18 protein-coding genes, 4 tRNA genes, 1 pseudogene and 2 other annotated features (1 of these 25 running past the window's edge) are annotated in these 26,673 nt (G+C 39.8%); of the genes and pseudogenes, 19 read left to right on the top strand and 4 right to left on the bottom strand.

Going from position 1 to position 26,673, the window contains the following annotated elements:
- Positions 1-220, top strand: a sequence feature (most likely nonfunctional fraction of RNA operon) (it extends 287 nt beyond the left edge of the window).
- A 19-nt stretch (positions 221-239) separates the two neighbouring features.
- Positions 240-502, top strand: a sequence feature (23S ribosomal RNA rRNA prediction is too short).
- Between the two features lie 56 nt (positions 503-558).
- The 5 genes and pseudogenes from CALPO_RS0103230 to CALPO_RS13155 all read left to right on the top strand — a co-directional run bounded on the left by CALPO_RS0103230 (position 559) and on the right by CALPO_RS13155 (position 2,325).
- A tRNA-Glu gene (locus CALPO_RS0103230) sits at positions 559-630 on the top strand.
- A gap of 7 nt (positions 631-637) precedes the next feature.
- A tRNA-Ile gene (locus tag CALPO_RS0103225) sits at positions 638-710 on the top strand.
- A gap of 6 nt (positions 711-716) precedes the next feature.
- Positions 717-789: transfer RNA gene (locus tag CALPO_RS0103220), tRNA-Phe, on the top strand.
- 15 nt (positions 790-804) lie between these two features.
- Positions 805-876: transfer RNA gene (locus tag CALPO_RS0103215), tRNA-Thr, on the top strand.
- 340 nt (positions 877-1,216) lie between these two features.
- A pseudogene (locus tag CALPO_RS13155) lies at positions 1,217-2,325 on the top strand (IS256 family transposase).
- Between the two features lie 358 nt (positions 2,326-2,683).
- Here the strand turns inward: CALPO_RS13155 and CALPO_RS0103200 are convergent.
- A complete protein-coding gene (locus tag CALPO_RS0103200) occupies positions 2,684-3,880 on the bottom strand; it encodes an aldo/keto reductase (RefSeq protein WP_026486039.1) in 1,197 nt (398 codons plus the stop codon).
- Positions 3,881-4,140: 260 nt separating this feature from the next.
- Here CALPO_RS0103200 and CALPO_RS0103195 point away from each other — a divergent pair, with 260 nt between their 5' ends.
- The 10 genes from CALPO_RS0103195 (at position 4,141) to CALPO_RS0103150 (ending at position 14,920) form a co-directional block, all read left to right on the top strand.
- Complete coding sequence (locus CALPO_RS0103195) at positions 4,141-5,142, top strand: aldo/keto reductase (RefSeq protein ID WP_026486038.1); 1,002 nt, start codon at positions 4,141-4,143, stop codon at positions 5,140-5,142.
- 83 nt (positions 5,143-5,225) lie between these two features.
- Entirely contained in the window at positions 5,226-6,380 is a 1,155-nt protein-coding gene (locus tag CALPO_RS0103190; protein ID WP_026486037.1) for an aldo/keto reductase, read from the top strand.
- 20 nt (positions 6,381-6,400) lie between these two features.
- Positions 6,401-6,817, top strand: coding sequence for a (R)-mandelonitrile lyase (locus CALPO_RS0103185; RefSeq protein WP_156940126.1), 417 nt, complete (start codon positions 6,401-6,403; stop codon positions 6,815-6,817).
- 52 nt (positions 6,818-6,869) lie between these two features.
- A complete protein-coding gene (locus CALPO_RS0103180; RefSeq protein WP_026486035.1) occupies positions 6,870-7,271 on the top strand; it encodes a MerR family transcriptional regulator in 402 nt (133 codons plus the stop codon).
- A 251-nt stretch (positions 7,272-7,522) separates the two neighbouring features.
- A complete protein-coding gene (locus CALPO_RS0103175) occupies positions 7,523-8,743 on the top strand; it encodes a DUF438 domain-containing protein (RefSeq protein ID WP_026486034.1) in 1,221 nt (406 codons plus the stop codon).
- Between the two features lie 115 nt (positions 8,744-8,858).
- Positions 8,859-9,875: a LacI family DNA-binding transcriptional regulator gene (locus CALPO_RS0103170; RefSeq protein ID WP_026486033.1), complete on the top strand. Its 1,017-nt coding sequence runs from the start codon at positions 8,859-8,861 to the stop codon at positions 9,873-9,875.
- A 169-nt stretch (positions 9,876-10,044) separates the two neighbouring features.
- Positions 10,045-11,292 carry a sugar ABC transporter substrate-binding protein gene (locus tag CALPO_RS0103165; protein WP_026486032.1) on the top strand — a complete coding sequence of 416 codons (1,248 nt, stop codon included), beginning with the start codon at positions 10,045-10,047 and terminating at the stop codon, positions 11,290-11,292.
- Between the two features lie 55 nt (positions 11,293-11,347).
- Positions 11,348-12,268 carry a carbohydrate ABC transporter permease gene (locus tag CALPO_RS0103160; protein WP_026486031.1) on the top strand — a complete coding sequence of 307 codons (921 nt, stop codon included), beginning with the start codon at positions 11,348-11,350 and terminating at the stop codon, positions 12,266-12,268.
- An 18-nt stretch (positions 12,269-12,286) separates the two neighbouring features.
- Entirely contained in the window at positions 12,287-13,171 is an 885-nt protein-coding gene (locus CALPO_RS0103155) for a sugar ABC transporter permease (RefSeq protein WP_026486030.1), read from the top strand.
- A gap of 54 nt (positions 13,172-13,225) precedes the next feature.
- On the top strand, positions 13,226-14,920 hold the full coding sequence (locus CALPO_RS0103150; protein WP_026486029.1) for a glycoside hydrolase family 13 protein: 1,695 nt from the start codon (positions 13,226-13,228) through the stop codon (positions 14,918-14,920).
- A 36-nt stretch (positions 14,921-14,956) separates the two neighbouring features.
- Here the strand turns inward: CALPO_RS0103150 and CALPO_RS0103145 are convergent, their stop codons facing one another.
- Positions 14,957-20,347: an alpha amylase N-terminal ig-like domain-containing protein gene (locus tag CALPO_RS0103145; protein WP_026486028.1), complete on the bottom strand. Its 5,391-nt coding sequence runs from the start codon at positions 20,345-20,347 to the stop codon at positions 14,957-14,959.
- A 488-nt stretch (positions 20,348-20,835) separates the two neighbouring features.
- On the opposite strand from CALPO_RS0103145, the gene CALPO_RS14580 reads away from it, so the two are divergent.
- From CALPO_RS14580 to uvrB, 4 genes are all read left to right on the top strand, one after another.
- Positions 20,836-21,276 carry a hypothetical protein gene (locus CALPO_RS14580; protein ID WP_051585805.1) on the top strand — a complete coding sequence of 147 codons (441 nt, stop codon included), beginning with the start codon at positions 20,836-20,838 and terminating at the stop codon, positions 21,274-21,276.
- Between the two features lie 77 nt (positions 21,277-21,353).
- A complete protein-coding gene (locus tag CALPO_RS13150; protein ID WP_051585804.1) occupies positions 21,354-22,511 on the top strand; it encodes a type 2 periplasmic-binding domain-containing protein in 1,158 nt (385 codons plus the stop codon).
- A gap of 392 nt (positions 22,512-22,903) precedes the next feature.
- Positions 22,904-23,458, top strand: a complete 555-nt coding sequence (locus tag CALPO_RS14125; RefSeq protein WP_051585803.1) for a hypothetical protein — start codon at positions 22,904-22,906, stop codon at positions 23,456-23,458.
- Between the two features lie 36 nt (positions 23,459-23,494).
- Complete coding sequence (uvrB, locus tag CALPO_RS13145) at positions 23,495-25,555, top strand: excinuclease ABC subunit UvrB (RefSeq protein ID WP_051585802.1); 2,061 nt, start codon at positions 23,495-23,497, stop codon at positions 25,553-25,555.
- Here uvrB and CALPO_RS0103125 read toward each other — a convergent pair.
- Both CALPO_RS0103125 and CALPO_RS0103120 read right to left on the bottom strand, forming a co-directional pair.
- Positions 25,552-26,094, bottom strand: a complete 543-nt coding sequence (locus CALPO_RS0103125; protein WP_026486026.1) for a DUF4364 family protein — start codon at positions 26,092-26,094, stop codon at positions 25,552-25,554. The two genes, uvrB and CALPO_RS0103125, sit on opposite strands and share 4 nt — an antisense overlap.
- A 73-nt stretch (positions 26,095-26,167) precedes the next feature.
- Positions 26,168-26,410 carry an alpha/beta-type small acid-soluble spore protein gene (locus tag CALPO_RS0103120; RefSeq protein ID WP_026486025.1) on the bottom strand — a complete coding sequence of 81 codons (243 nt, stop codon included), beginning with the start codon at positions 26,408-26,410 and terminating at the stop codon, positions 26,168-26,170.
- Between the last annotated feature and the right edge of the window lie 263 nt (positions 26,411-26,673).

Raw genomic sequence — 26,673 nt, 5'->3', positions numbered from 1 at the left:
TAGTGATCCGGTGGTGTAGAGTGGGATAGCCATCGCGCAACGGATAAAAGCTACCCCGGGGATAACAGGCTGATCTCCCCCGAGAGTCCACATCGACGGGGAGGTTTGGCACCTCGATGTCGGCTCATCGCATCCTGGGGCTGAAGTAGGTTCCAAGGGTTGGGCTGTTCGCCCATTAAAGCGGTACGCGAGCTGGGTTCAGAACGTCGTGAGACAGTTCGGTCCCTATCCGTCGCGGGCGTAGGAAATTTGAGAGGAGCCTTTCCTAGTACGAGAGGACCGGAAAGGACGGACCGATGGTGCACCAGTTGCGGTGCCAACCGCACAGCTGGGAAGCCAAGTCCGGGAGTGATAAACGCTGAAAGCATCTAAGCGTGAAGCACGCCTCAAGATAAGATTTCCCATACCGGAAAGGTAGTAAGACCCCTCGAAGAAGACGAGGTAGATAGGCTTAAGGTGTAAGAGCAGAAATGCTTTAAGCTGGTAAGTACTAATAGGTCGAGGCCTTGACCTTATACCCACCCCCCTTTATCCTGGCAAGGTTTTATAATTGAAAATGGCCCCGTGGTCTAATGGTTAGGACATCACCCTTTCACGGTGGTAACAGGGGTTCGAATCCCCTCGGGGTCATGGCCAAGGGCCTTTAGCTCAGTTGGTAGAGCAACCGGCTCATAACCGGTCGGTCCGGGGTTCGAGTCCCTGAAGGCCCATCTACCGCCCCGGTAGCTCAGTCGGTAGAGCAGGGGACTGAAAATCCCCGTGTCGGCGGTTCGATTCCGTCCTGGGGCATTATATGTTTAATAAGCTGGCATAGCTCAATGGTAGAGCAGCTGACTTGTAATCAGCAGGTTGTAGGTTCGAGTCCTATTGCCAGCTTTTTTTATATGCTGAAAAGTCAAGGTTTTCAGGAACCTTGACTTTTTGTTTTGGTTTTGATGACAACGAATTCACATCCGAGTGGCCGAGTCGTTCTTCATACTGGTGTGACAGGCGTTGCAACTGTGTCACTCATTGCACGTGCAACTACTGCAGTAATTATGATGTAACTGTATTTCAAGATGTACGTTTTACCATGATTATTTCCATTAGTTCCATGTTTGCCCCCCTTCCGAGTTAAGTCCGTATAATTGTGTAAAAAAGGGTTGAGCCACCCCCACCCTCTGGTTACAATTAAGAGTGAAAACAAAACCAAAAACCTAACCTGGAAGGATGAGAAATGGCTCAATATAATATTACCATTGATTCTGAATTCTGCATCATCTTTTTGTAAAAGGAGCTAAAGATGAAGGAATGGCCAAACTTTTAGAATCAGTAATCAATCAAATATTGCAGGCCCAGGCTACAGAGCAAATTAAAGCTGAACCTTATGAAAGAACCGAAGAAAGGCAAGACTACTTAACGGTTATTATCCAAGAAATTTAGTAACACGAGTTGGCACTATTACACTAAAAGTTCCTAGGCTTCGCAACGGCAAGCTCACTACTGACATCTTTTGCCGTTACCAGCGAAGCGAGCAAGCTTTTTTACTGACATTAATGGAAATGGTGGTTAACGGAGTATCTACACGAAAAATTGAAGAAATCACTTATGAACTTTGCGGCATTGAGTTTTCAAAATCTACAATTTCTGAGCTTTGTTAAAACCTTGAACCTATTGTCTGCTGTTGGCATAAATGAAGAAGGATACCGGGAAATATTAGGTTTTATGGTTGGTGATAGTGAATCAGAAGAAAGCTGGAGCGAATTCTTCTCATGGTTCAAACAGAGAGGTTTAGATGGTGTCGACCTCGTAGTTTCTGACCATCACAACGGGCTTGTACGAGCTATTCGCCAGTATTTTCAGGGGCGACCTGGCAGCGGTGTCAGACTCATTTTATGCGTAATATCCTCGAAAAAACTCCGAAAGCCCTACAAAAAGAAATCCATGCCAAAGTAAGAGCAATATTAGAGGCTCCAGATACCAAAACAGCAAGAATGCTACTAAACCAGGTGTTAGATGAGTACAGAACTAAAGCTGCTAAGGCTATGGATGAATTAGAAGCCGGATTTGAAGATGTTACAGCGGTCTTAGAGCTTCCTGAGCGTTATCGGAAAAGACTTCGTACCACCAATAGTTTAGAACGGCAAAATGAAGAAATCCGCCGGCGTGAAAAGTATAAGGATATTTCCCAACCGGGAATCAGCTATCCGGCTAATCGGAACTTTACTAATGGAGTAAGATGAAAAATGGGCTTCTGGCAAGAAGTACTTGGATATGGACGAGTATTTTGAATGTCAAAGGGAAAACTCAAAAAAATCAGGGGAAAAGGTTGTTCCAATAAGATGACCTTTGTTACCACCAGTAGCTTTTAATGACCGCTGGAGGCTTCCGGTGTCAAGGACGGTCAAAGCCCGACGATAGCGTATCTTTAACATCTAAAGGATCGGGGGCGGTATAATAGGCTAACTGTTGATGATAGAAACACCTGGTTCTAGCCAGAGGGATTTTTACACAAAAATTTGGACTTGATCCCTTCCGTATATCATTTGCTTACATTTTTAAGCGTGGCCAGTGGAAGAATTTCCAGGTTATCTGCATCCTGTTTTCATTCAAAGCTGGTTTAAAAAAATGCATCTATCTGTGGTGACAGATGCATTTTTTCTTAATTTTCTAGATTTTCTAGGCAAAGCAAGCTATATGCCACCTATCTTCTGCGCAGAGAGGCAATCTGTGGCATCTTTGCTAGGGCTTCAGAAAACTTATTCATGATCTCAGGGACATCGATGCCTTGTGGGCATATCTCTTTACATTTGCCGCAGGCAATGCAGTTCGAGGGCAATTCGTCGTCCATCAGGGCAGCGATAGCGAAATTAACGGAGGGAGATGGCTCGAAAGCAACCTCGTTGTACAGAGAGATCAGCTTGGGGATATCCAGGTTCTGGGGACAGCCATCACAGCAATACCGACATGCGGTGCAGGGGACTAGATGCACCAGAGTGGACATCACTTTTTTCAGTAGCAGCTCGTTTTCTTCCTCCGTCAGTGGGGTAGGGTCAGAAAAGGTCTTGATGTTGTCTATGACCTGATCTAGCTGGGTCATTCCGCTGAGGACGACCAGAACGCCAGGCAGGGATTTGACGAACCGGAACGCCCAGGAGGCGATGGAATCGTTGGGGCGGGCTTGTTTCAGCATCGCGTTGGCTTCATCGTTCAGGGAAGCCAGCCTGCCGCCCCGGCAGGGCTCCATGACTATCACGGGGATGTTGCGTTCGGCGAGAATCTCATACTTCCGCTTGGCGTTCTGCAGCGTCCAGTCCATATAGTTAAGCTGGATTTGTACGAAGTCGAAGCAATCCCTCCATGAGAGAAAGCGCTCCAGGGTTTCAGGCATTGCGTGTGTGGAAAAACCAAGGTAACGGATCCTACCCGCTTTTTTCTGCTCCAGCAGATAATCCAGGATGCCAAGCTCTTCATTCATATAGATGTCGATTGAGGTCTCGCACACGTTGTGCAGAAGGTAGAAGTCGAAGTAGTCCACGCCACATTTGGCCAGCTGTTTCTCGAAGATTTCGGCAGGCGAGGCCAGCGGGTGACCAGCTAAATACCCCGAAAATTCCAACCGCCCGTTGTTAAAACGCATCATGTGGCCCGGCATTTTCGAGGCAAGATACCAGCTTTCGCGGGGGTACCGACTCAGCACCTTGCCCACGAATTTCTCTGATTCGCCGTTATGGTATCCGTAAGCCGTATCGAAGTAATTTACCCCATGCTCATAGGCGTATTCAATGATCTCCCTTGCCTTATCCTCGTCTATCGGGCCGCGTTCTCCTATGGTAGGCAGGCGCATAGCGCCCATGCCGAGTTGAGAAAGCTGCAAGTCATGAAACGGTTTGTAAATCATGGTGAACCTCCTTTACAATCAGATTACTTTTTTGTGTAGTTCATGCGGTATGATGCCTAGTTGTTCACTAGTTTCTGTAGTCGTCATATCATAACCTCTAGTCAATAGTTTAATATTTGGAGTTAATTCCAAGTCAAGCAATTTTTTATCTATACTGAAAAATACTTGACTTGAAGTGAACTCCAAGTTGTAAGCTAATAATGGAGAGTAAACTTTTTTACAAAAACTTGAAAGAATTAATGAAATGGGGGAAACATAATATGAGATATAGAAAATTAGGAAAAACAGACATCGAATTATCATCAGTAGGATTAGGTTGTATTGGAATGAGTGCTGCATACGGACGACCAAATGACGAAGAAATTATTGCAACTTTAAAACGTGCATTAGAATTAGGTATTAACTTCTGGGATACTGCTGATATCTATGGGAATGGAGCTAATGAAGAGTTAATCTCCAAAGCCTTGGTTGAAAATCGTGACAAAATCTTTTTTGCAACCAAAATTGGTTTTAGATTAAAAGATGGGTATGAAGATCCTTTTGCTCCTGGAAGCACTTATATTGATGGCTCTCCAAGGTATATTAAGGAAGCAGCTGAAAAATGCTTAAAACGATTAAAAGTTGACACAATTGATCTTCTTTACTTACACCGAGTAGATTCTAAAGTTCCTATTGAAGAATCAGTTGGAGCTATGGCGGAATTGGTGAAAGAAGGAAAAGTACGTTATTTAGGCCTAAGTGAGTGTACTCCTGAGGATCTAAAAAGAGCATATGCTGTTAATCCAATTGCAGCAGTACAAAGCGAATACTCTTTGCTTACTCGTGATGTTGAAAAAGAAATATTGCCATTAACCAAAGAATTAGGTATAACATTTGTTCCATTTGCTCCCTTAAATCGAGGATTGCTTACCAATAAGATTGATGTAAATATTCTTGATGAAAATGATTTTAGAACTGGATTACCACGTTTCAAAGGTGAATATTTAGATAACAATCAACGATTAGCTTCTGAATTTGCGGCCATTGCAGCAGAAAAGAATATTACGCCTGCACAACTTGCCATAGCGTGGGTTTTGGCACAAGATGATAACATCATTCCTATTCCTGGAACGAAAAGAAGAAAATATCTTGAAGAAAATGCTGGTGCAGCAGATGTTAACTTAACTGCTGAAGATCTTGCAAAAATTGAAGAGGTTTTAAAAAAATATACTAATATTGACCCTCGATACAGTCCAAATGAATACAAGTTTGTAAAAAAATAGAATAAGAGTTTTTTCGTTTTTTCCTTTATAGATGTTTCTTGGAGTTAACTCAAAGTGATATCCTTAATTATGAGGTGTATAATATGGAATATCGAATTTTAGGAAGAACAGGAATTAAAGTAAGTGTCATTGGTATTGGTGGTGAAGGATTTGAAAATAAAGGTTATGAAGATTGCGAAGCAATTATTGATTGTGCCATCAAAGAAGGTATTAATTTTTTTGATTTATATAATTCAAATCCGGAAGTTAGAAGTAATGTTGGTAAAGCGTTAAGTAAATATCCTCGAAGCAGTTTTGTTATTGAAGGACATCTATGTTCTACCTGGGATAGAGGACAATACCGGCGTACTAGGGATATTAATGAAGTTGTCAATGCATATGAAGACTTTTTAACTAGAATGCAGTTAGACTATGTCGATGTAGGGATGATTCATTATGTTGATGATCAAAAAGATTTTAATAACATTTTTAATGGAGAAATAATAAAATATGCGAAAGGATTAAAAGAAAAAGGGGTAATTAAGTCTTTAGGAATATCAACACATAATACAGATATTGCTTTCAAAGCAGTGGAAACAGGAATAATTGATGTAATTTTATTTAGTATCAATGCTGCTTATGATATGTTACCAGCTATTGAGGATGTAAACATACTATTTGAAGAAAGTACTTTTAAAAACAGGACCTATGAAGGTATTGATCCAAAGCGTGACAGGTTATACCGGACTTGTGAAAATGCGGGTGTTGCTTTAACTGTTATGAAAGGATATGCTGCTGGAGTGTTGCTAAGTGACAAAGAATCGCCTTTTGAAAAAGCACTGACCCCAGTACAATGTTTACATTACTGTTTAACCAGACCGGCAGTTGCTTCCGTAATGGTTGGAGTATCTAATACAAATCAAATACTTGCAGCAACCGCTTATGTCACTGCAAGTAATAAAGAAAAAGATTATAGTGAAGTTCTTGCAAATGCTCCAAGAAGTTCATTTAGTGGACATTGTATGTATTGTGGACATTGTGCCCCATGTTCCAAAAAGATAGATATTGCATTAGTAAATAAATATTTGGATTTAGCATTAATTCAAGAAAATGTTCCAGAAACATTAAAGAATCATTATAACTTATTAGAACATCACGCCAGTGAGTGCATTGAATGTGGGATATGTATGAAAAACTGTCCATTTGGTGTGGATATTATTAATAAAATGAAACAGGCAGTTAAATTATTTGGTTTGTAACGATAGAAAGGAGAATAAATATGAATAAATCAAATAATTTAAGTGAAAGTGTAATCTTCCCGAAAGGTCAAAAAATTACGAATGAGAATTTCATAGGGCAAGTATGGCTTGAAATGCTAGTTTCTAATGACGACACGTTTAATTGCTCGATAGGTAATGTTACTTTTGAACCAGGCGCAAGAAATAATTGGCATAAGCATCCCGGTGGCCAGATTCTGCTTGTTACCGGTGGGAAAGGGTATTATCAGGAAGAAGGCAAGCCGGTACAGGTGCTTCATGAAGGAGATGTAGTAAAGATTCGTCCGTATGTGAAACATTGGCATGGTGCTACACCGGATAGCTGGTTTACACATATTGCCATAAGTACTAATGTCCAAAAGGGAAACGTCGAATGGATGGAACCCGTAACTGATGAAGAATATAACAATTTAAAATAGCAAAGATTTATGGGCATTTGTTATAATTTCAGATATCAGGAGGTGAAATTACATGACAATTGCAGAAGTAAGTGAAAAATTTGGCCTTTCCCAGGATACAATCCGCTATTATGAACGCATCGGACTGATTCCTCATGTGAACCGTAATAAAAGCGGAATCAGGGATTTTACGGAAGAAGACTGCAGGTGGATAGAATTTATCAAATGTATGCGGAATGCGGGTCTTCCAATTGAAGTATTGATTGAGTATGTTGCATTGTTTCAACAGGGTGATGAAACCATTGAGGCAAGAAAAGCACTCTTAATCGAGCAGCGTAACCAGCTCATAAAAAGAATAGAAGATATGAAGAAAACGCTGGAACGCCTGAATTATAAAATTGCAAGGTATGAACAGGCAATAGTTGAAAGAGAAAAAACATTAAGAAAACCGGAATGTAAATTGACAAAACCATAATTTGCTAACCATGTATGATTGGATCTCAAGAATTTCTCTGCTTGGAAAAATGCTATTAGCATTATAGTTGCCCTGAGCTTTAATGGTAATGGTCTAATTAAGTACGATAGCAACTAAAAATTCATTAAAAAGCGCTTTGAAACCCGGTACAAGGCGCTTTTTTGTTTGTGAAAGTAATGTGATGTATCTCACATGTATTAAATGGTTTGGGGCGTATAATAATAATTAATAACTGGATAGGAGGTAGAAAAATGAGCGAGTTAATTAACAACAGAGAGCATAGGCAGCAAATGCTTAAAGAAGTCATAAGGGAACTGCATAGAGGTAAGAGCGTTGACGAAGTAAAGCAAAAGTTTAAAGAAGTCATTGACGGAATTACCCATACGGAATTATCGATGATAGAACAGCAGCTAATAAATGAAGGCCTAGATGTAAAAGAAGTACAGAGGTTATGCGATGTACATGCGGCGGTATTTAAAGAATCCCTAGAGCAGCTGGAAAAACCCGAAACCATACCAGGTCACCCTGTTCATACATTCAAAGAGGAAAACAGGGCAGTTGAAAAACTGATTAATGAACATATAAAACCCACTGTCCAAGAATTGAGTAAAAAAGGCGATAAAGAAACAGCGTTAAAGCTATTGGAAAAATTCAATTTATTGATGGACGTAGACAAGCACTATAAGAGAAAAGAACTATTGCTTTTTCCTTATCTTGAAAAGTACGGGATTACAGGTCCGCCCAGTGTCATGTGGGGTGTGGATGATGAGATAAGGGGAATGCTGAAATCGGTACGGGAGGGGTTGTTAAACTACAGCGATGATAGAAAAACTCAATTAATAAATGACATAAATGCTGCTTTAACTAAGGTCCTTGAAATGATATTCAAAGAAGAGAATATTCTGCTACCTATGGCACTGGAAACATTGGCAGAGAACGAGTGGGTAAACATAATGGAAGAAAGCGATGATATAGGCTACTGCCTTATTGACGTAGTTCCCTTATGGAAACCAGAAAGGGTAAACGTGGAAGCAAAAGAAGGGTATCAATTAGCCAGAGAAGATTCCATCGGGCACGTAAAATTTGATACCGGCGTGTTAACGCCTAAAGAAATAAGTGTTTTGTTTGACAATTTGCCTTTTGATATTACCTTTGTAGATAAAGACGATGTGGTCAAATATTTTTCTAACGGCAGAGAGAGGATTTTTCCCAGGGCAAAATCGGTTATAGGCCGAAAAGTCCAGCACTGCCATCCACCTGCCAGCGTACATGTGGTTGAGCAGATTTTAAATGATTTTAAATTGGGGAAAAAAGACCATGAGGATTTCTATATAAGGCTTGGAGATAAATACGTGTATATCAGGTATTTTGCCTTAAGAGATGAAAACGGGCAGTACATGGGGACTGTGGAAGTTACCCAGGACATTGCACCAATACAGGCGATAAAAGGCGAAAAACGGCTTCTTTCATAGCCGTTTTTTTAATCAAAATGATTTTATATTAAAAAAATGCCAATTCGTATTGACTTCAAATTGCTATGATGATAGAATATGAGTAGAGCAGACGATTGCACAAGGTGGTGAATGGATGGCAGTAACGATAAACGATATAGCGAAAGCTGCTGGAGTCTCACCTTCTACGGTGTCAAGAGTGATTTCTAATAATCCCAGGATAAGCAGCGCTACACGGGAGAAGGTTTTAAAAATTATGAAGGAGATGGATTACCATCCTAATGTCATAGCGCGTTCTCTCGTAAATAAATCCACGGGAATAGTCGCGGTGCTTATTCCTTCAAATACGGAGAAAGCGTTTCAGCATCCTTTTTATCCAGAGATATTAAGAGGTATTACTTCAGCCGCGTATAAAAATCAATATAAAATACTCATTTCAGGGGCATCAGACATCAAAGAAGAGAAAGCGATAATTAGGGATTTTACACGAAACGGCCTGGTAGAAGGTATTATATTGCTTACATCTCGAGTAAAGGATTCTGCTATTGCTGCGCTTAAAAAAATAGACTTTCCCTTTGTAGTAGTGGGCAGGCCGGTTAATGAAAATGAGGTAAACTGGGTTGATAATAATAACTTCGATATTTCGTACGATTTGACCAGTTATTTGATAAGTCAGGGACATAATAAAATTGCATTTATTGGCGTATCGTCGCAATATATTGTGACTTTGGATCGATTGGAAGGCTATAAAAAAGCTTTACAGGATAATAATATAGCCGTTAATGAGAATTTAATTGTTGAAGGAAAGTTTATGAATGATACAGGAGATAACCTTATGCAGAGAATTTTTGAAAGAGGGGAAAAGCCAACGGCTATAATTGCATGCGATGATTTTCTGGCTTTTGGAGCGATAAAGTCATTAGTAGAAAAGGGTATTAAAGTTCCAAATGACATTGCTGTTGCGGGATTTAATAACGTTCCTCTGTGCGACTACTTTACTCCTTCCCTTACGTCTGTAGATGTAAATGCATTTGATCTGGGTGCAAAAGCTTTTGAAATGCTTATGATTTATATAAAAAGCCATGTAAAGAGCTTTAATAGAGCGATAATCCCAGCAAGGTTGGTTATTCGCAATTCCACCTTGCGGGGATAAATTTTATTTTATTAGCGCAATCGCTTGCGCACAAATGCTATGCATCTTTTTGTTTTATAGCGAAGCGCTAGATAAAGGCGTAAAAAAGGGAGGTGGTACTTCGAAGAGATTTAATATGTATGAATAAATGTTTTGAACAATATCTTAAATAATGATTGAGGGGGTTAGTATGAAAAAGTTCTCAAAATTATTTGCATTGTTTGCGATTATAGCGTTAATTTTATCAACATTATTGACAGGTTGTAGTAATGGTAAAACTGGTGAGACCTCATCTAATAAAGGGTCAACATCGGATGCAAAGAAAGGATCAGTTAAACTTGTAGTATGGTTACATTTAACAGACCCTGAGATAGCAAAAGTTCAAGAAATAGCTAATAAATGGGCAAAAGAGACAGGAAATTCGGTTAAAGTTTTAGCGGATCAAAGCGACTTTCAGGCATTTTCGACAGCAGCACAGAGTGGTAAGGGACCAGACATAATGTTTGGCCTGCCCCATGATAATCTTGGAACATTTCAAAAAGCAGGGTTGCTTGCAGAGGTCCCAGACGGTGTTATAAACAAGTCTGATTATGTTCAGATGAGCATTGATGCAGTTTCCTTTGATGGCAAGATGTATGCTGTGCCATTGGCGATGGAAACTTATGCATTATTTTACAATACAGATAAAGTTGCTACGCCTCCAGCAACAATGGATGATTTAATTGAACAGGGTAAAAAAGTGGGATTTCAATATGATGTGAATAATTTCTATTTTAGTTATGCGTTTATCGCTGCTAATGGTGGTTATGTATTTAAACAAAATGGTGGCAAACTTGATCCTAATGATATAGGGCTTAATAACGATGGTGCTAAAAAGGGGTTGTCATTGATAAAAGATTTTGTTGTAAAGTATAAATTTATGCCAGCTGATATTAAAGGTGATATGGCAAAAGGTAATTTTCAGAGTGGAAAAATTGGATTATATATAGGCGGACCATGGGATGTAGATGGATTTAAGAAAGCTAATGTAAAGTTTAAAGTAGCTCCAATGCCAACGTTGGATGGTAAGCCGATACCCACATTTGCGGGTGTACAGGCGGCATTTGTGAGCGCCAATTCAAAGCATCAACAAGAAGCTTGGGATTTATTGAAATACCTTGCGCAAAATACGGCATTGCCATTATTTGAAACAGGAAATAGAATTCCTGTATTGACATCGGTATTAAATAGTGATGAGGTAAAGAATAATGAAATTATGAATGCTTTTGCTACACAAGGCAAAAATGCTCAGCCAATGCCGAATATACCAGCTATGCAAGCAGTTTGGACGCCGGCAGGAAACGCATTGCAGCTTGTGACGTCGGGGAAGGCTACACCTGCTAAGGCAGCAAACGATATGGTTAACCAAATTAAACAGGGAATTGCAACAATGCAGTAAGGATAGTAAACGGGGCCGGCTTACGGCCCCGTTAAAAAGGAGGGTTGCTAATAACATGGGTGAGGGAAGAAATATAAGGGATAAATTAACCCCATATGCATTTCTTTCGCCAGCTATTTTGTCTATGACAGTTTTAAGTTTTTTACCTATTGCGTATACCATTTATATAGCATTTACAAATTTCAGTCTAAATCATTTTAAACAATATCAATTTGTTGGCTTAAAAAATTTTATTGATATTATTAACGGACCATTAAAAACGGTATTTTTACCCGTATTAATCTGGACTGTTGTTTTTGCATTAATAGCAACATTTACGAATTATATTGTTGGATTATTTTTAGCGGTTTTATTAAACAACAAAAATATGTGGGAGACAAATATATATCGAGCAATACTTATTATACCATGGGCATTGCCGTCGACGATTGCTATACTTGCTTGGCAAGGGCTTTTAAATCAAGAGTATGGCGGAATAAATACGATATTAAGCTATTTACACATCGCTAAAATACCATGGCTAACTGATCCTTTCTGGGCTAAGGTAGGTATAATATTAGCGAGTACGTGGATGGGATATCCATTTATGATGAACGTATCCCTGGGTGGGCTACAGGCGATTCCGCCAGAGCTTTACGAGGTCGCGGATATTGATGGTGCTACATGGTTTCAAAAGTTGCGCCTTATTACAGTGCCGATGCTTATGACATCTGCTTTGCCACTTATAATATCTTCATTTGCCTTTAACTTTAATAATTTCGGTTCGGTATTTCTTATAACTGGTGGTGGACCGCCCAGAACCGATACCGCATTTGCTGGTACAACAGATTTACTGGTAAGCTCGGCATATAAGATGACAATGCAATTCAATAGATATGACCTGGCATCAGCATTATCCATAATAATATTTCTGATAGTTGGTACATTAAGCTACATCAATATGAGGATGACACATGCGTTTGAGGAGGTGAACTAAGTGGATATTACCACTGGAATGAATATTTCAAGAAGAAACACTCAAAGCAAGGCAAGATATAGACCCAACCATAAAATGCGTCCCAATGAGAGAGCTGCATTATGGATAAGCAGGGTCATTATATGGGCTTTTATAATAATAATATTGTTTCCTATTGCATGGGTTGTTGGTGCATCACTAGCAAGCGGCGACGCGTTCTTTTCAGGGACAGTTTTTCCCAATAAAATAAGTTTTCAGAATTATGTTGATTTATTTAAAAAGACACAATTTTTGATATGGATTAAAAACAGCTTGATACTGTGTTTTGGCGTGGCGATTATACAAATTATTTTGACATCAACCGCTTCGTATGCATTTAGTAGGATGAAATTTGTAGGAAGAAAAAACGGCTTAATGGCATTATTGATTTTACAGATGTTTCCTACGTTTATGTCATTGCCAGCTATTTATGGGATACTTGCAAAATTGAATTTACTTGATAATCTTTATGCGTTTATATTAGTTCTTGCTGGTGGAAGTGCATTTAACATCTGGCTTTTAAAAGGTTATATAGATGGTCTTCCAAAAGAATTGGATGAAGCAGCACTTGTTGATGGAGCATCGTATTGGCAGATATTTATAAGAATAATTTTGCCTCTTGCGAGCCCAATGCTTGTGGTAATATTCTTATTTAGTTTTATAGGTGTATACAGTGAATTTATATTATCCAGTGTAGTATTAAAATCACCTGAAAATTATACAGTGGCCCTTGGCTTACAGAGGTTTATAACAAATCAATTCGCAGCTCATTGGACATTATTTGCTGCAGCATCTGTTGTGGCATCATTGCCGCTTGTGATAATATTTATGGCCTTACAGAAATACTTACAGTCAGGCCTTGCCGCAGGTGCAGTAAAAGGCTAAATATTTTAATATTACACCAGAGCAATGGAAGTAACACGAGAAGGAGGGCTTTATATGATAAAAGAGGCAGTATTTCATAAAAGCGACAGCACCTATGCATATCCTATTGATGAAAAAAGCCTTGTGATAAAACTCAGGACAGGGCGAGAGGATATAGATAAAGTGATTCTCTGCTACGGTGATAGATACGATCCCGATAATCCAGTAAATATGTATGAAAAGGAAATGACGGTAGCATATCGCGACAGTTTATTTGATTACTATGAAACTATAATAACGCCTCCCTTTAACAGGATATGTTACTTTTTTAAATTGATTAGCGGTGATGAAGTGAAGATTTTCTGCCGGGATCGTTTTTCTGAAAGGCCGCCTGCTGACAGGAATAGGTACTATATGTTCCCCTATATATGTAGAGGCGATATTTATCACAAGTATGACTGGTGGGAAGATTCCATCTTTTATCAGATATTTGTGGATAGATTTTACAAAGAGAATATTGACAGTCAGTGGTTTAGAAAGCCCAAAAGCGATGATATTTTTGGCGGCAATCTAAAAGGGATCATCCAAAAACTTGATTATCTATGTGAATTGGGAATTAACCGTATATATTTAACTCCTATTTTTAAATCCGACAGCAATCATAAGTACGATACAATAGACTATTACAAAATTGACGAAAATTTTGGTGATGAAGCGATCTTTAAGAAGCTGATAGATGAATGTCATAAAAGAGGCATAAAGGTGATACTGGACGCGGTTTTTAACCATACAAGCGATAAATTTTTTGCATTTAAAGATGCTATGGAGAATGGGGATAATTCAAGGTATAGAGATTGGTATTTTATAAAAAACAGAGATGAGTACGAGACCTTTGGTTATGTAAAAAATATGCCCAAGCTCAACACTGCAAATGAACAGGTTAGTGAATATCTGCTTGGCATAGCGAGGTACTGGATAGAGAATTTCGATATCGATGGCTGGAGACTTGATGTGGCCAACGAAATAGACCATAATTTCTGGAGAAGATTTAGAAATGAAGTCAAGCGGGCAAAAAAAGACGCATTTATAATCGGAGAGGTATGGGATGGAGGTGAGAGCTACTTAAAAGGCGATCAATTTGACTCTGTCATGAATTATCCATTTATGTTTATACTTGTTGATTATTTTGCCAAAAATGCCATAGACACCTATGAATTTGACTATTTGATAAATAATTTATTTGTAAGATACAAAAAGTATATCCGCACGATACTTTTAAACCTGATTGATAGCCATGATACGTGCAGATTTCTTTATGAATGTGGCGGAGATATCGAGAAAATGAAGATGGCAGTGTTTTTCCAGATGACGTGTATAGGTATACCTATGATATTTTACGGAGATGAGGCCGGTCTTACAGGTGCCAATGATCCTGATTGCAGGAGGACAATTGACTTTGACAGAATAAATAAGGATCTATTTGAATTTTACAAAAAGTTAATTAAGATCAGGAAAGAAAACAGAGCCCTGCGGGCAGGAGAATACAGGACGGTTTTAGTCCATCATGATGTATACGCGTATAGCAGGTATTTAGATGATGAAGAAATAATAAATGTTTTTAACAAAGGGGAACGGGCGAAAAAAATATCATTAAAAATAAACGGAGGCAAAGTGCTTGATTTATATAACAACGAAGAATATGCCGTATCAAATGGAGTACTTGATATAGAAATACAGCCGGGGGGTAAGTATATACTTAAGGTGATGTAAATAAATAAAGGGACATCCTGTTGGATGCCCCTTTATTTATAGATTGCCACTTTTATCAATTAGCCTGTAGACTAGAGCTGCAGCCTCTGCCCTTGTCGCAATATCTCTGGGAGCAAATGTATTACTGGATCTGCCAAATATTAAACCAAGATTATAAGCGTTTGAAACGGCTTTTACCGCCCATTGGCTTATTTGATTTTTATCAGAAAATGGTATTTCAACAATGCTTTTTTCACTGTATGGTGCTAATTTTCCGTATACCCTCATTGCTATTGTTATCATTTCTTCACGTGTGATGCTGTCATCAGGCCTCATAGTGTTACCGTAACCCAGCATAATGCCGTTTTTATAAGCTGCTTCAATAGTATTAGCATACCAATCTCCTGCTTTTACATCACTGAATTTACCACTGTATGGCTGTTCCGGTATTCCCACAAGCCTTATCATCATCGCAGCAAATTCTGCTCTTGTTACTTTTTGCTCTGGCATAAAGCGTTGATTATCGGTTCCTTTGACAATATGCTTTGCAGCAAGAACGCTTATAGCATCATTTGCCCAGAAGTCTACCGGCACATCTTTAAATGATTTGCTGTACTGGAACGCGGCGTATTTTGAAAAATGTTTAGCGTTAAACGTGATAGTACCTGCTGCTTTGTCAACTTTTCCTCCCACATACTCCCACTTACCGCTTGCTTCGTTGTAGTAATATACTCCTGCTTTCCTTGCATCTTTTACACCTCTGATGTTTAATGTCACTTTTGTGCCAGAGTTTACTTTTGCATCTTTATCTCCTGCTTTTATGCTTATATCAAATGTATTGGTCAATGGCGAGAATTCCTGTGTTGCACTTTCTTTACCTTTATTTTCTACTATAAGTTGTACGCTGCTGTTTATACCTGTTAAATCTAGTGAATCCTTTGAAAGGACTATTTGTACATCGCCTGTCTTTACTAATATATCTTTTGAGTTATCCTTTGCGGCATTTAGCACCGCTACGGGAAACTCCACTGCCTTGTTTTCAGTGCTTCCGATATTGTTTAAGTCAAATACAATGTTACTGTCACCTGTATTTTCAATGTCATTTATGACACTGTCAGCATCTACTTTAAGTATTGTTAGGTTGCCAGATGTAATCACTGTACCCCGTTGTGTGCCGAGAACTGTTGTCGATTGAGTATTTTTAGGTAGAGTCCTTGTAATATTTATTATTAAATCTTTGATGAGCTCTGCAATACGGTTTTTATCATTTCCGTATATGGTGTCGTCACCTGGCTCTACATGTATCTTTATGGAATTAAGGCCGTATTTTAGCGAAACTTGTTTTATAAAATCTCCGTTTTCTGCTTGCGACACATCCTCACCGTTTATAGTTAGCTTTGCGCCTTTATAAGTATTGCCTTTGATTTCAATAGAACTTACATCTGAACTTACGGTGCTATTGTCAGATGGAGAATAGATATAAAGCGGAATGTCTTTCCATCTCTGTACGGTATCATTAATTGTCATAGTATTTCCACCTTGGTTTACAATTGTCACTTTTCTGTTGTCCATCTCGTTTCCGTATTCATCTTTTTCTACCTTATCCCAGCTTCCCCTGGCGTATTTATATTCCAGATTTGTGCCTTCGTTTAATGTCACTGTTAAGCTGTATTTGTCTGGCCCCACCTTTGTCATGGATTGAGCGCTGGGATTCCACAGAATGTCTGGAAAGCTTCCAGCAAGGTTTACGCCCTCAGGTGTATAATTTGGAACTGTTACGTTAAAGGTTACTTTTATAGGCACTGTATCTGGCGTTGCTCTTACGGCATTTGATTCTTTTTTGTTAAAGGACGTGTCGACAGCTATAACCTTATAAAAGTACACAGAGCCGTTTGCGACGTCTGTATCCGCATAACTATAAACGCCGTTTGAAACCGTAGCTATCTTGCTGTATGGCCCATTTTCACTTGACGATTTCATTATCTCGTACATCGCAATTTGCACATCATCTGTTGCAGGGCTCCATTTAAGTGTAACTCTGGATGATTCAATGCCGGGTTGTGTTAGCGAAGGCGCAGTTGGTGCTGTTGTATCATTGGAGTGTATGACCGAAAAAGATTTAACATCTGTCTGTGTCCAGCTTTGCCCTGCATCATCAGAAAATCTGAAGGTATAATACCAAGTACCAACTTTGTCAGGCAAGAATTTGGCTGCGTATTTATCGTTATTGCCCGCATCGCTAAAATATTGGGCATCTATCCACGTATAATCGCTATCGCTTTCAAATTTATAGCCCAGTTGTGCGATCATATTTTCTCCCTGACCGGCTTTATTTGTAAGGCCGTCTGCCCAAACTTCAGCGAATATATCCTCTGTAGGGTTGTCAACGCCAATTATATGCTCACTTGTTACGTCTGACAGCTTGCCTGCCCAACCAATTGGATACGCCGGGTAGGCAGTTGCTTCATTGCTCATCGCACTTTCATTGCCTTTATCGTCAACGGCGGTTACTGTATATACATACTTTGATCCATTTGTGACAGTTGTGTCTGTATAATTTGTTGTGGTTACAGCTGTCGCTATTTTCTTGTAAAGTCCACCTTCCACTGTGGAACGGTAAATGTTGTAGCTATTGGCATTGTTGGAAGCAGTCCATGATAAATCAACCTTGCCATTGCCAGAGGCTGCCACAAGGTCGTTTACTTTATCAGGTGCTGTTAAGTCCTGCTCAGGGTCAGAGATAAGTATCGCTCCGCTCATTGAGGTTACATTTATTTTAATCTGTCCGCCTTGAACCGTATATGTTCCACCATTTAAAACATCAGTAAACGTAACTCCGTCTCTTATGAACTTTGTTGTGTCTATCGTGAGAACTTTTGTATCGCCCTTGTTTATAACTACTATTGCTGCACTATCGGGATGTGATTGGCCAAAAACGTCTTTGCCGTTTATAATTCTCCTTCCAAAGACGTAAGTGTCACCTTGGGCGTATAATGTCTTGAGATCGCCTGTTTTTAATACCTGATTATCGTTTCTTATGTTGGCTATTTTCTTGAAGAATTGCTGTAGAGAAGTATCCTCGTTGCCCCATGGGAAAGTTCTCCTGTTGTCAGGGTCTTTACCGCCCGACGCGCCAGCTTCATCGCCATAATATATTGAGGGCATGCCAGGATATCCCATCTGCAATACAGTTGCAAGTTTGAGCCTTGATATGGCTAAGTCTTTTGCTTGCTGCGAATTTTGGGCATTGTCAGCAGAATTATACCCAAATACAGTCAATATCCTCATAGTGTCGTGGGAACCCAAAAGGTTCATGGTAGAATAAAACGCCGGTAAGGGGTATCGCTCATATACGCTCATCAGCCTTTTATCTAATTTTGAAGCGTCTATGGGATGGTGTACTGTGCTTCCATCATCAAAGGTTTTGTCGATAATGAAATCGATAACGGCATTTCTGAACAGGTAATTCATTACTGAATTAAACGAGTCGCCCAAAAGATCTGATGATGCATCACCCCAGTTTTCGGCGATCATCGGTGCCTGGGGTTTTACTGTGTTTATCGCATCTCTAAAATGAACCCAGAAATCGTGAGCAACGTCCGTTTCAACGTCAAGTCTCCACCCGTCAGCACCGTCATTGAGATTGCCGCCAGGGTTAAGCCAGTACTTGGATATTGCATCGTTGTTATTAATGATAAAGTCAGCCCAGCTTTTAACATTGTATTCGCTTCCGTTAATTTGCTGAATTACAGGTAAACTGTCAAATCCCCACCAGCCTTCATATGTTCCGTCGCTGTTTATCTTGTACCAGCTTCCATAAGGTGACTTGGACTGGTCTCCCTGCTTCCACGCCTCATAAGCGCCCAGTTCGGGATATTTGCTGTATCTGTCAAAGTAAATACTATCATCGCTTGTATGATTGAATACGCCGTCCAGTATGACTTTTATTCCTCTTCTGTGGGCATCCTCCATGAGTTTTTTAAAAACATCCAGCGTGCCCAACATTGGATCTATCTTTGAATAGTCTATTGTGTCATATTTGTGGTTTGAAGGGGCATCGAATATGGGATTTAAGTATAAAACACTTACTCCAAGGCTCTTCAAGTAATCTAATTTGTCATCTATGCCTTTTAAATCGCCGCCAAAAAAGTCGTTGGACCATATGCCGTCACCGGTGTATCCAGGGTTATTTTTATTATTAGGGTTGTCGGGCAAATCGTTCCAGTTGTTGTGAAACTCTATCGGGTCGTATCCACGGCTATATATCTTTACATGGTCATTGGATGTATCTCCATTTACAGCGCCTTTCATCCAGTCAGGGGTATCAAAGTTTTTGTCGTACACAGTCAGTTCAAAGTCCTTGTTTACGGTATCTGTGGCTTTGCCCACGCCGCCAAGTTGCTCGTCATTGTCCCCGTAATACGCTGTTTTTGTCCCGTCCTGAAGTATAAAATAATACCATATACGAGTTGGGTGATCAAAACTCAGCTTTGCTTCCCAGTATTCATACTGGCCATCTGGACTTTGACCTATTTTATACATAGGTATTTCGCTTCTGGATTTTTTTACATCATCCCAGTAGGAGATCTTAGCGTTTTGCAAATCGTGGTTTTTTGCCTGTATTCTAAGGACTACCGTATCTCCCATTTTTATTGCGCCAAAAGGCGAACGGAAAAATGGATCATGGGTATCGTGTTTTAAACTGTCATAATATATGTTATTATCTGGTCCTGTTAAAGGTGGGCTATAATCTGTCCATATGTGGTGAGAAACCGCATCATAATAGAATGTCATATTAGTATCGTATGCAACGTTTAAAGAAATGTTCGCTCCATCACGGACGCCGTTCAGGCCGTAATTTTCGTCCCATGAAGGCCCTAAACTCACTTTAAATTCATAATATCCTTTGGGTACACGGTAGGTAACATGGTAAACATTATCAAAGTTATCATCTGTCATTATAGCCGTTGATGTTTCAGGGCTCCATTGACTACCTGCGCCTATAGCCGGCTGTATTGTGCCTACAAGCCTCGGGAGTTTATCCTGGGGTATCGGTTGATAAATTAATGAATTTGTAACGCTTGCCGTGTTGTAATTATACCAGAATGTTACTGCTGTATCAGCATCAAGATGTAGCTTTAAGTTTCCACTTGAAGGCACTCCACCTCCATCCCACGAGTGATTGAGTGCGATTTTATACTCATAGTCACCCGCTTTCAACGCAACAGGTGTCGTATATTCAAAGAGACCGTTGCCTTTATACGTCATCACAGTAATTGTGCTGTTTACATTCCAATCACTGTCGCTTAGTTGTTGTTGAAAGTTACCGACGACATTTGCTATGACAGGTGACGTGTCAGCCTTTGCCCTTGAAGGCATTGCATTTAAAAAAGAGGCGAAGACCATTAAAAAGATGATCAAATAGCTGATGTACTTTTTATTGACCATTTTGATCCCCCTTTTCTGAATTTAGCTCATTGCAGAAGAGAATTATAGGTAAAAAAGTTTATCTAATGCATGCTAAAAACCACCTCCTTGTGCAATCGATTTCTAGAGTATTATTTAGCTATAGATTATATTACCTACATATAAATTATATTTGTGCAAAATATTGTGCAACCGATTTCACTTCCATTATATAAATTTATGGCAAAAATGTCAATATAATTAACAATAAGAAGAAATAGCGGAAAAATTCTGAATACAAAAACAATCACAATACCAATGTAAAACTAATATGATATAACAGATATGTGATTCTACCTGCAAAAGGATATGGTGCCAAAGATGGATGAAGGAGTGTGATATGCAGTATAAATCACGATAGGGAAAACGATACCTACAGCCTGTGGTGAGGGGGGTGAACTAAAATATTTTGTAAAAGGAGAATGATAGGAACGATAAGTGAGTAAAGAATTAAGAGGGGGAGATTATAAATGACACTTAAAAGAGCGTTAATTATAGTGTTGTGTGTGATTTTCGCGCTTTCAGTTTTTACGGCGTGTGGAAGCAAACAGTCATCGAGCGGCGAAAAGAGCTCTTCTGCCAAGAGCAGTCAGAGCGATAAGATAACGGAGATAAAACTTCCCATAGTTAAAGAACCGCTTACATTGACGTATTGGGTACCTATGGATTCAAAAGGAGCTGCAACGATGAAAGACTATGGCGAAATAAAAGCTTATCAAGAGCTGGAGAAACGCACGGGAATTCACATAAAGTTTTTACATCCTCCGATACATCCTCCGATAGGGCAGGAAAGTGACCAATTTAACTTGATGATGGCTTCAAATAATCTGCCGGATATGATCTATTATAGCTGGAGGACTATTCCCGGTGGCCCAGGAAAAGCACTAAGCGATGGTTCAATTATAAAGTAAATGATCTTATAGACAAATATGCGCCTAATTTTAAGAAAATTTTGGAAGAAAATGCCGAGGTGAGGAAGCAAGCAGAATTGGATGATGGAACAATATACATGTTTCCGTGGTTACGTACCGCTGGTGCTGTAATGCATGCCAACTGGGGACCGCAATTTAGGAAAGACTGGCTGGATAAATTGGGTTTGCAGGTTCCAAAAACAATTGATGAATGGTACAATGTGCTGGTGACTTTTAGAGACAAAGATCCTAATGGTAACGGTAAAAGAGATGAAATACCCTTTACGGGTAGCGGTTCTAATGGCCAAGGGATATCGAGTTTAGGAAATTTTGCACCAGCGTGGGGCATATTAAACGGCTTTTACATGGACAATGACAAGATAAATTACGGCCCCATACAACCAGCTTACAGGGATTTTCTCAAGACCATGGCTCAGTGGTATAAGGAAAAGCTTATAGACCAGGATATTGCTATCAATGATAATAAAGCCTTTGATTTCAAAGTTACAAATAATCTTGCAGGTTCATATTTCGGTTTAATGAGCGGTAATATGGGTAGATACTTGACGTTGATGAAGCCAAAACAGCCAAATTTTGACCTTGTAGGAGCGCCGTGGCCTGTAGGACCAGGGGGAAAGCCATATACTACTACAAACTTAGATCTTAAAGTTATGGGTAGTGGCGTTGCTATAAGTTCGAAGAACAAGTACCTCAGAGAAACAGTAGAGTGGATTGATTACCAGTACAGCCAAGAAGGCCATATGCTTATGAATTTTGGTATAGAAGGGCAGAGCTATAAGATGGTAAACGGATATCCAAAGTATACTGACATTATTACCAAAAACCCTCAAGGCTTGGCGTTTACTCAGGCGTTGTTTCAATGGACTCCTGTGTCTGGTATTTCCGGCCCGTTTGATCAAGATGCCAGGTATAATGAGCAGCAAATGGTATTTCCTCAACAGAAAGAAGCAGGACTGAAAACGTGGTTAAATGCGGACTCTTCTCTTACTCTACCGCCTATAACACCTACGGAAGAAGAAAGCCAGAGGTTGGCATCTATAATGAATCAGGTCAATACGTATCAGTTAGAGATGATGGGTAAGTTTATAATGGGCAAAGAGCCGATTAATGACAGCACATGGAGTAAATACGTAAATACGATAAAAAGCATGGGCATAGATGAGGCTGTAAAGATAGAGAACGCAGCACTGGAAAGGTATAATAAAAGAAAATAGATTATATATGAAATCGAATTTAGTTACTTTTCTATATTTATTACTAGAAGATCAAGGATTCCTTTTTATTATAAGGGATTTCTTGGTCTTTGTTTTTTGCCTGCAATTTATTTTAACAATGCGCATTGACCATGAAGAGCAGGTGTAGTGATCGTCTTTTGACGTATATGGAACTGAACAACTACTATTTGCGTAAGCGTATATATGCTATAATACAAGTGAATGTGGGTTTTTGGACGCGCTAGATTATGCCACTGTTGCCAAGAGAATCAAAAGAAAGATATGCATATAGGAATTTTCTTGTTTCTTGATAAAAATATTTTAATCTTTTTTTTAACGTGTAAATAAATGATATAATATTACTTGAGGATAGGCGATGGGGGAGGGTGCTTATGGCAAATGAAGAGCTTATATTGGAAATACTGAAAAACATTCAGGTAGACATAAAGGGGCTGCAGCAAGAGCAGAAATCCATGAGAGAAGACATAAGGCAGTTGCAACAAGAGCAGAAATCTATGAGAGAAGACATAAAGGGGCTGCAGCAAGAGCAGAAATCCATGAGAGAAGACATAAGGCAGTTGCAACAAGAGCAGAAATCCATGAGAGAAGACATAAAGGGGCTGCAGCAAGAACAGAAGTCAATGAGAGAAGATATAAGGCAGCTGCAGCAAGAGCAGAAGTCCATGAGAGAGGATATAAAGTGGATCAAGGTGCAGCAGGAAGAACATGGTCAGATACTGAGAGCTTTAAAAGAGGCATCGGAAATTCAGAAAGCGGAAACTGATGGAATAAAAATTGCCATGGCGAAATTGGAGGGTAAAATAAACGAAAACTTTGAGAAAATAAATAAGAGATTAGATATCTTGTATGATGGACAGGAGAGTTTAAGTGCCATGTACGGCGATCATGAAAGAGAGCTCAGGACATTGAAGAGAAAAATAGGGTGACATACGGTGTAGAAACTCAAGAAAGGTGGTGATATTGTGGGAGAGTTTAAAATAGTGTCTGATTATAAGCCTACGGGGGATCAACCTCAGGCTATAAAAAAGCTCAGCGATGGTGTGAGAAAAGGATATAAATTTCAGACTCTTTTGGGAGTTACTGGCTCTGGTAAGACTTTTACCATGGCGAATATCATTCAGGAGGTTCAAAAACCTACGCTGGTTATAGCTCACAATAAGACGCTAGCAGCGCAGCTTTGTAGTGAGTTCAGGGAGTTTTTCCCCAATAACGCTGTGGAGTACTTTGTGAGCTATTACGACTATTATCAGCCTGAAGCTTATGTTCCTCAGACCGACACGTACATCGAAAAAGACGCCTCGATAAACGACGAGATAGATAAATTAAGGCACTCGGCTACATCTGCCCTTTTTGAAAGGCGAGATGTTATCATAGTGGCCAGTGTGTCGTGCATATACGGCTTGGGTGATCCTATAGATTATGCCAATATGACCCTGTCATTAAGGCCTGGCATGATAAAAAGCCGCGATGAGATACTAAAGAGGCTTGTAGACATACAATATGAGAGAAATGACGTGAACTTTACAAGAGGTAAATTCCGCGTAAGAGGTGACATAATAGAAGTATTTCCTGCCTCTTCTGCCGACAGGGCTATAAGGATAGAGTTGTTTGGCGATGAGGTGGACAGGATATCGGAGATTGACGTTTTAACAGGAGAAATCGTGGGCCTTAGAAACCATGTGTCTATATTCCCTGCTTCCCATTATGCTACATCTAAAGACAAGCTGGATAGGGCTATAGAAAGCATAAAGGCCGAGCTTGAACAGCGCTTAAAGGAGCTGGAGTCTCAGGGCAAGCTGGTGGAGGCGCAGAGGCTAAAACAGCGTACTATGTACGATATAGAGATGCTAAAAGAGGTAGGCTACTGCCAGGGAATAGAGAACTACTCCAGGCATCTGTCAGGTAGACCTCCAGGGAGTCCGCCCTTTACCCTTATAGATTATTTCCCCGATGACTTTTTGATGTTTATAGATGAATCCCATGTAACCATACCGCAAATAAGGGGAATGTACCACGGGGATAAATCTCGCAAAGATGCGCTAGTGGAATATGGGTTCAGGTTGCCTTCTGCTTATGATAACAGACCTCTTAAATTTCACGAGTTTGAGGAGAAGATCAATCAACTGATATTCGTATCTGCTACTCCCGGTGAATACGAGCTTAAACATTCGTCTCAGGTGGTGGAGCAGATTATAAGGCCTACGGGCCTTGTGGATCCTGCTGTTGAGGTGCGACCTGTAAAAGGACAGATCGACGATCTCATAGGTGAGATAAAGAAGACCATAAACAAGGGAAACCGCGTATTAATTACAACTCTTACCAAGAAGATGGCCGAGGATTTAACCGATTACCTGAAAGATGTGGGCGTAAAGGTCAGGTATTTGCACTCAGATATTGACACTATAGAGAGGATGGAAATCGTTAGGGATTTAAGGCTGGGAAAGTTTGACGTGCTCATAGGCATAAATCTGCTGAGAGAAGGCCTTGACATTCCTGAGGTCTCGTTGGTAGCTATTTTGGACGCAGATAAAGAGGGATTTTTGAGATCAGAGACGTCGCTTATCCAGACAATTGGAAGGGCCGCCAGAAACGCGGAAGGACGCGTAATAATGTACGCTGATGAGATAACCGACTCTATGCGGAGGGCTATTTCAGAGACCAACCGAAGGCGACAGATTCAGATGAAGTACAATGAAGAAAACGGCATAGTACCCAGGACCATTTCCAAGTCTGTTCGAGACATCATAGAAGCTACGATTGTAGCAGAAGATGTGAAAGAGTATAAAGCCGGTGAAAATAAACGCTCTAAGGTTGAAATGGGTGCTTTAGCTGAAAGTCAAATAAAAGAGACAATTGCTTTGCTAGAAGAGCAGATGAAAAAGGCAGCTGAGAACCTGGAATTTGAGAAGGCGGCGGAGCTAAGGGACAGGATATTCGAGTTGAAATCTAAAATTGAAAACGTACAGCCCTTAGGTAACAGCCGTCGAAAGAAATCAAAAAGCAAAAAAGCCCTATCCAGTTAGGGCTTTTTATCAATGTTTTCGTCTTCTGTTAGTTCGCGGATCACATTAGCGTAGATTTTCTGTGCCTTATTGTTCCATTTGCTGCAGAGCAATTTTGCTTGCTCCTTTGTCACCACGTTTAGTTTAAGTTCTATAAGTGTGATATTGTTTTCTTCCACCTTGCATGTTACGATGAACTGGTCTTTAGCTATCTGCTTGTAGTCTGCTGTTATCTGTAATTCCCGTTTAAATCTCTCTCTGTTTATAACTATGTATCTGTCCAGTCGCTTTCGCTTGTCCTCGTCTATAAGGTGTAAAAAGAGGTTTAGGGTATTGGTACCTTTAGGCGTTATATAATAACAAGACTTTTTTGTATCGAAAAAAAGATGTTCGCTGCTTTGCAGTTCGCCCAGGAATTGCTGCAATAAGAAATAATTCATGCTCTCTGTGTCCATCATGATTTCTGATATTTGCTCGTTGCTTAGCGGCAAACCGGCCCTCTGCAGCACGTACAAAATCAACAATTTGTTTTCAGCTAATTCCTGTGTGCTGTTTATCACATCCCATCACCTATTAACCATTATATCATAAAAGAGAAGGGTAATAACCACTTCTCTTTTTTTACTCCATATTTTATTTGGGCATTTGAGAACCAGGTGTATTATTGGCCATGGCTTGTTCTGCCCAGCTTATCATTTTCCTGACCATATGGCCGCCTACAGCGCCGCAGTCCCTCGCCGTGAGGTTGCCCCAGTAGTCTTCTGAACCTTGTTTTACAGGAAGACCTAATTGAGCAGCTATTTCGTACTTCATATTGTCGAGGGCCTGATGGGCCTGCGGAACCATCTGTTGTTTGTTCATACTTCCCTTAGCCATTTTAATGCCTCCTCGATTATAGGCTGCATTTATAATATGTGCTTTTATAGATTTTTAATGCAGGGTACGAGGTTTTTGCAAGCTTTAACTTTGCTTTAAATGTGCGCCATATAATGGTATCACCTATTATACATGAGAAAAAAGGAGTATAAATGATTATATGGCAGTATATCAATTGATATGGATTATAATGCCCAAATATGATATATGACAAAATATATTTTTAGATATATAATATTAGCAGTTGCATGCCATGCCTGCCA

The sequence above is a fragment of the Caldanaerobius polysaccharolyticus DSM 13641 genome, assembly GCF_000427425.1.
Classification (GTDB): Bacteria; Bacillota; Thermoanaerobacteria; order Thermoanaerobacterales; family Caldanaerobiaceae; genus Caldanaerobius; species Caldanaerobius polysaccharolyticus.
The sequence above is the reverse complement of the archived record's forward strand: the minus strand, read 5'-3'. Positions and strand labels throughout refer to the sequence as shown.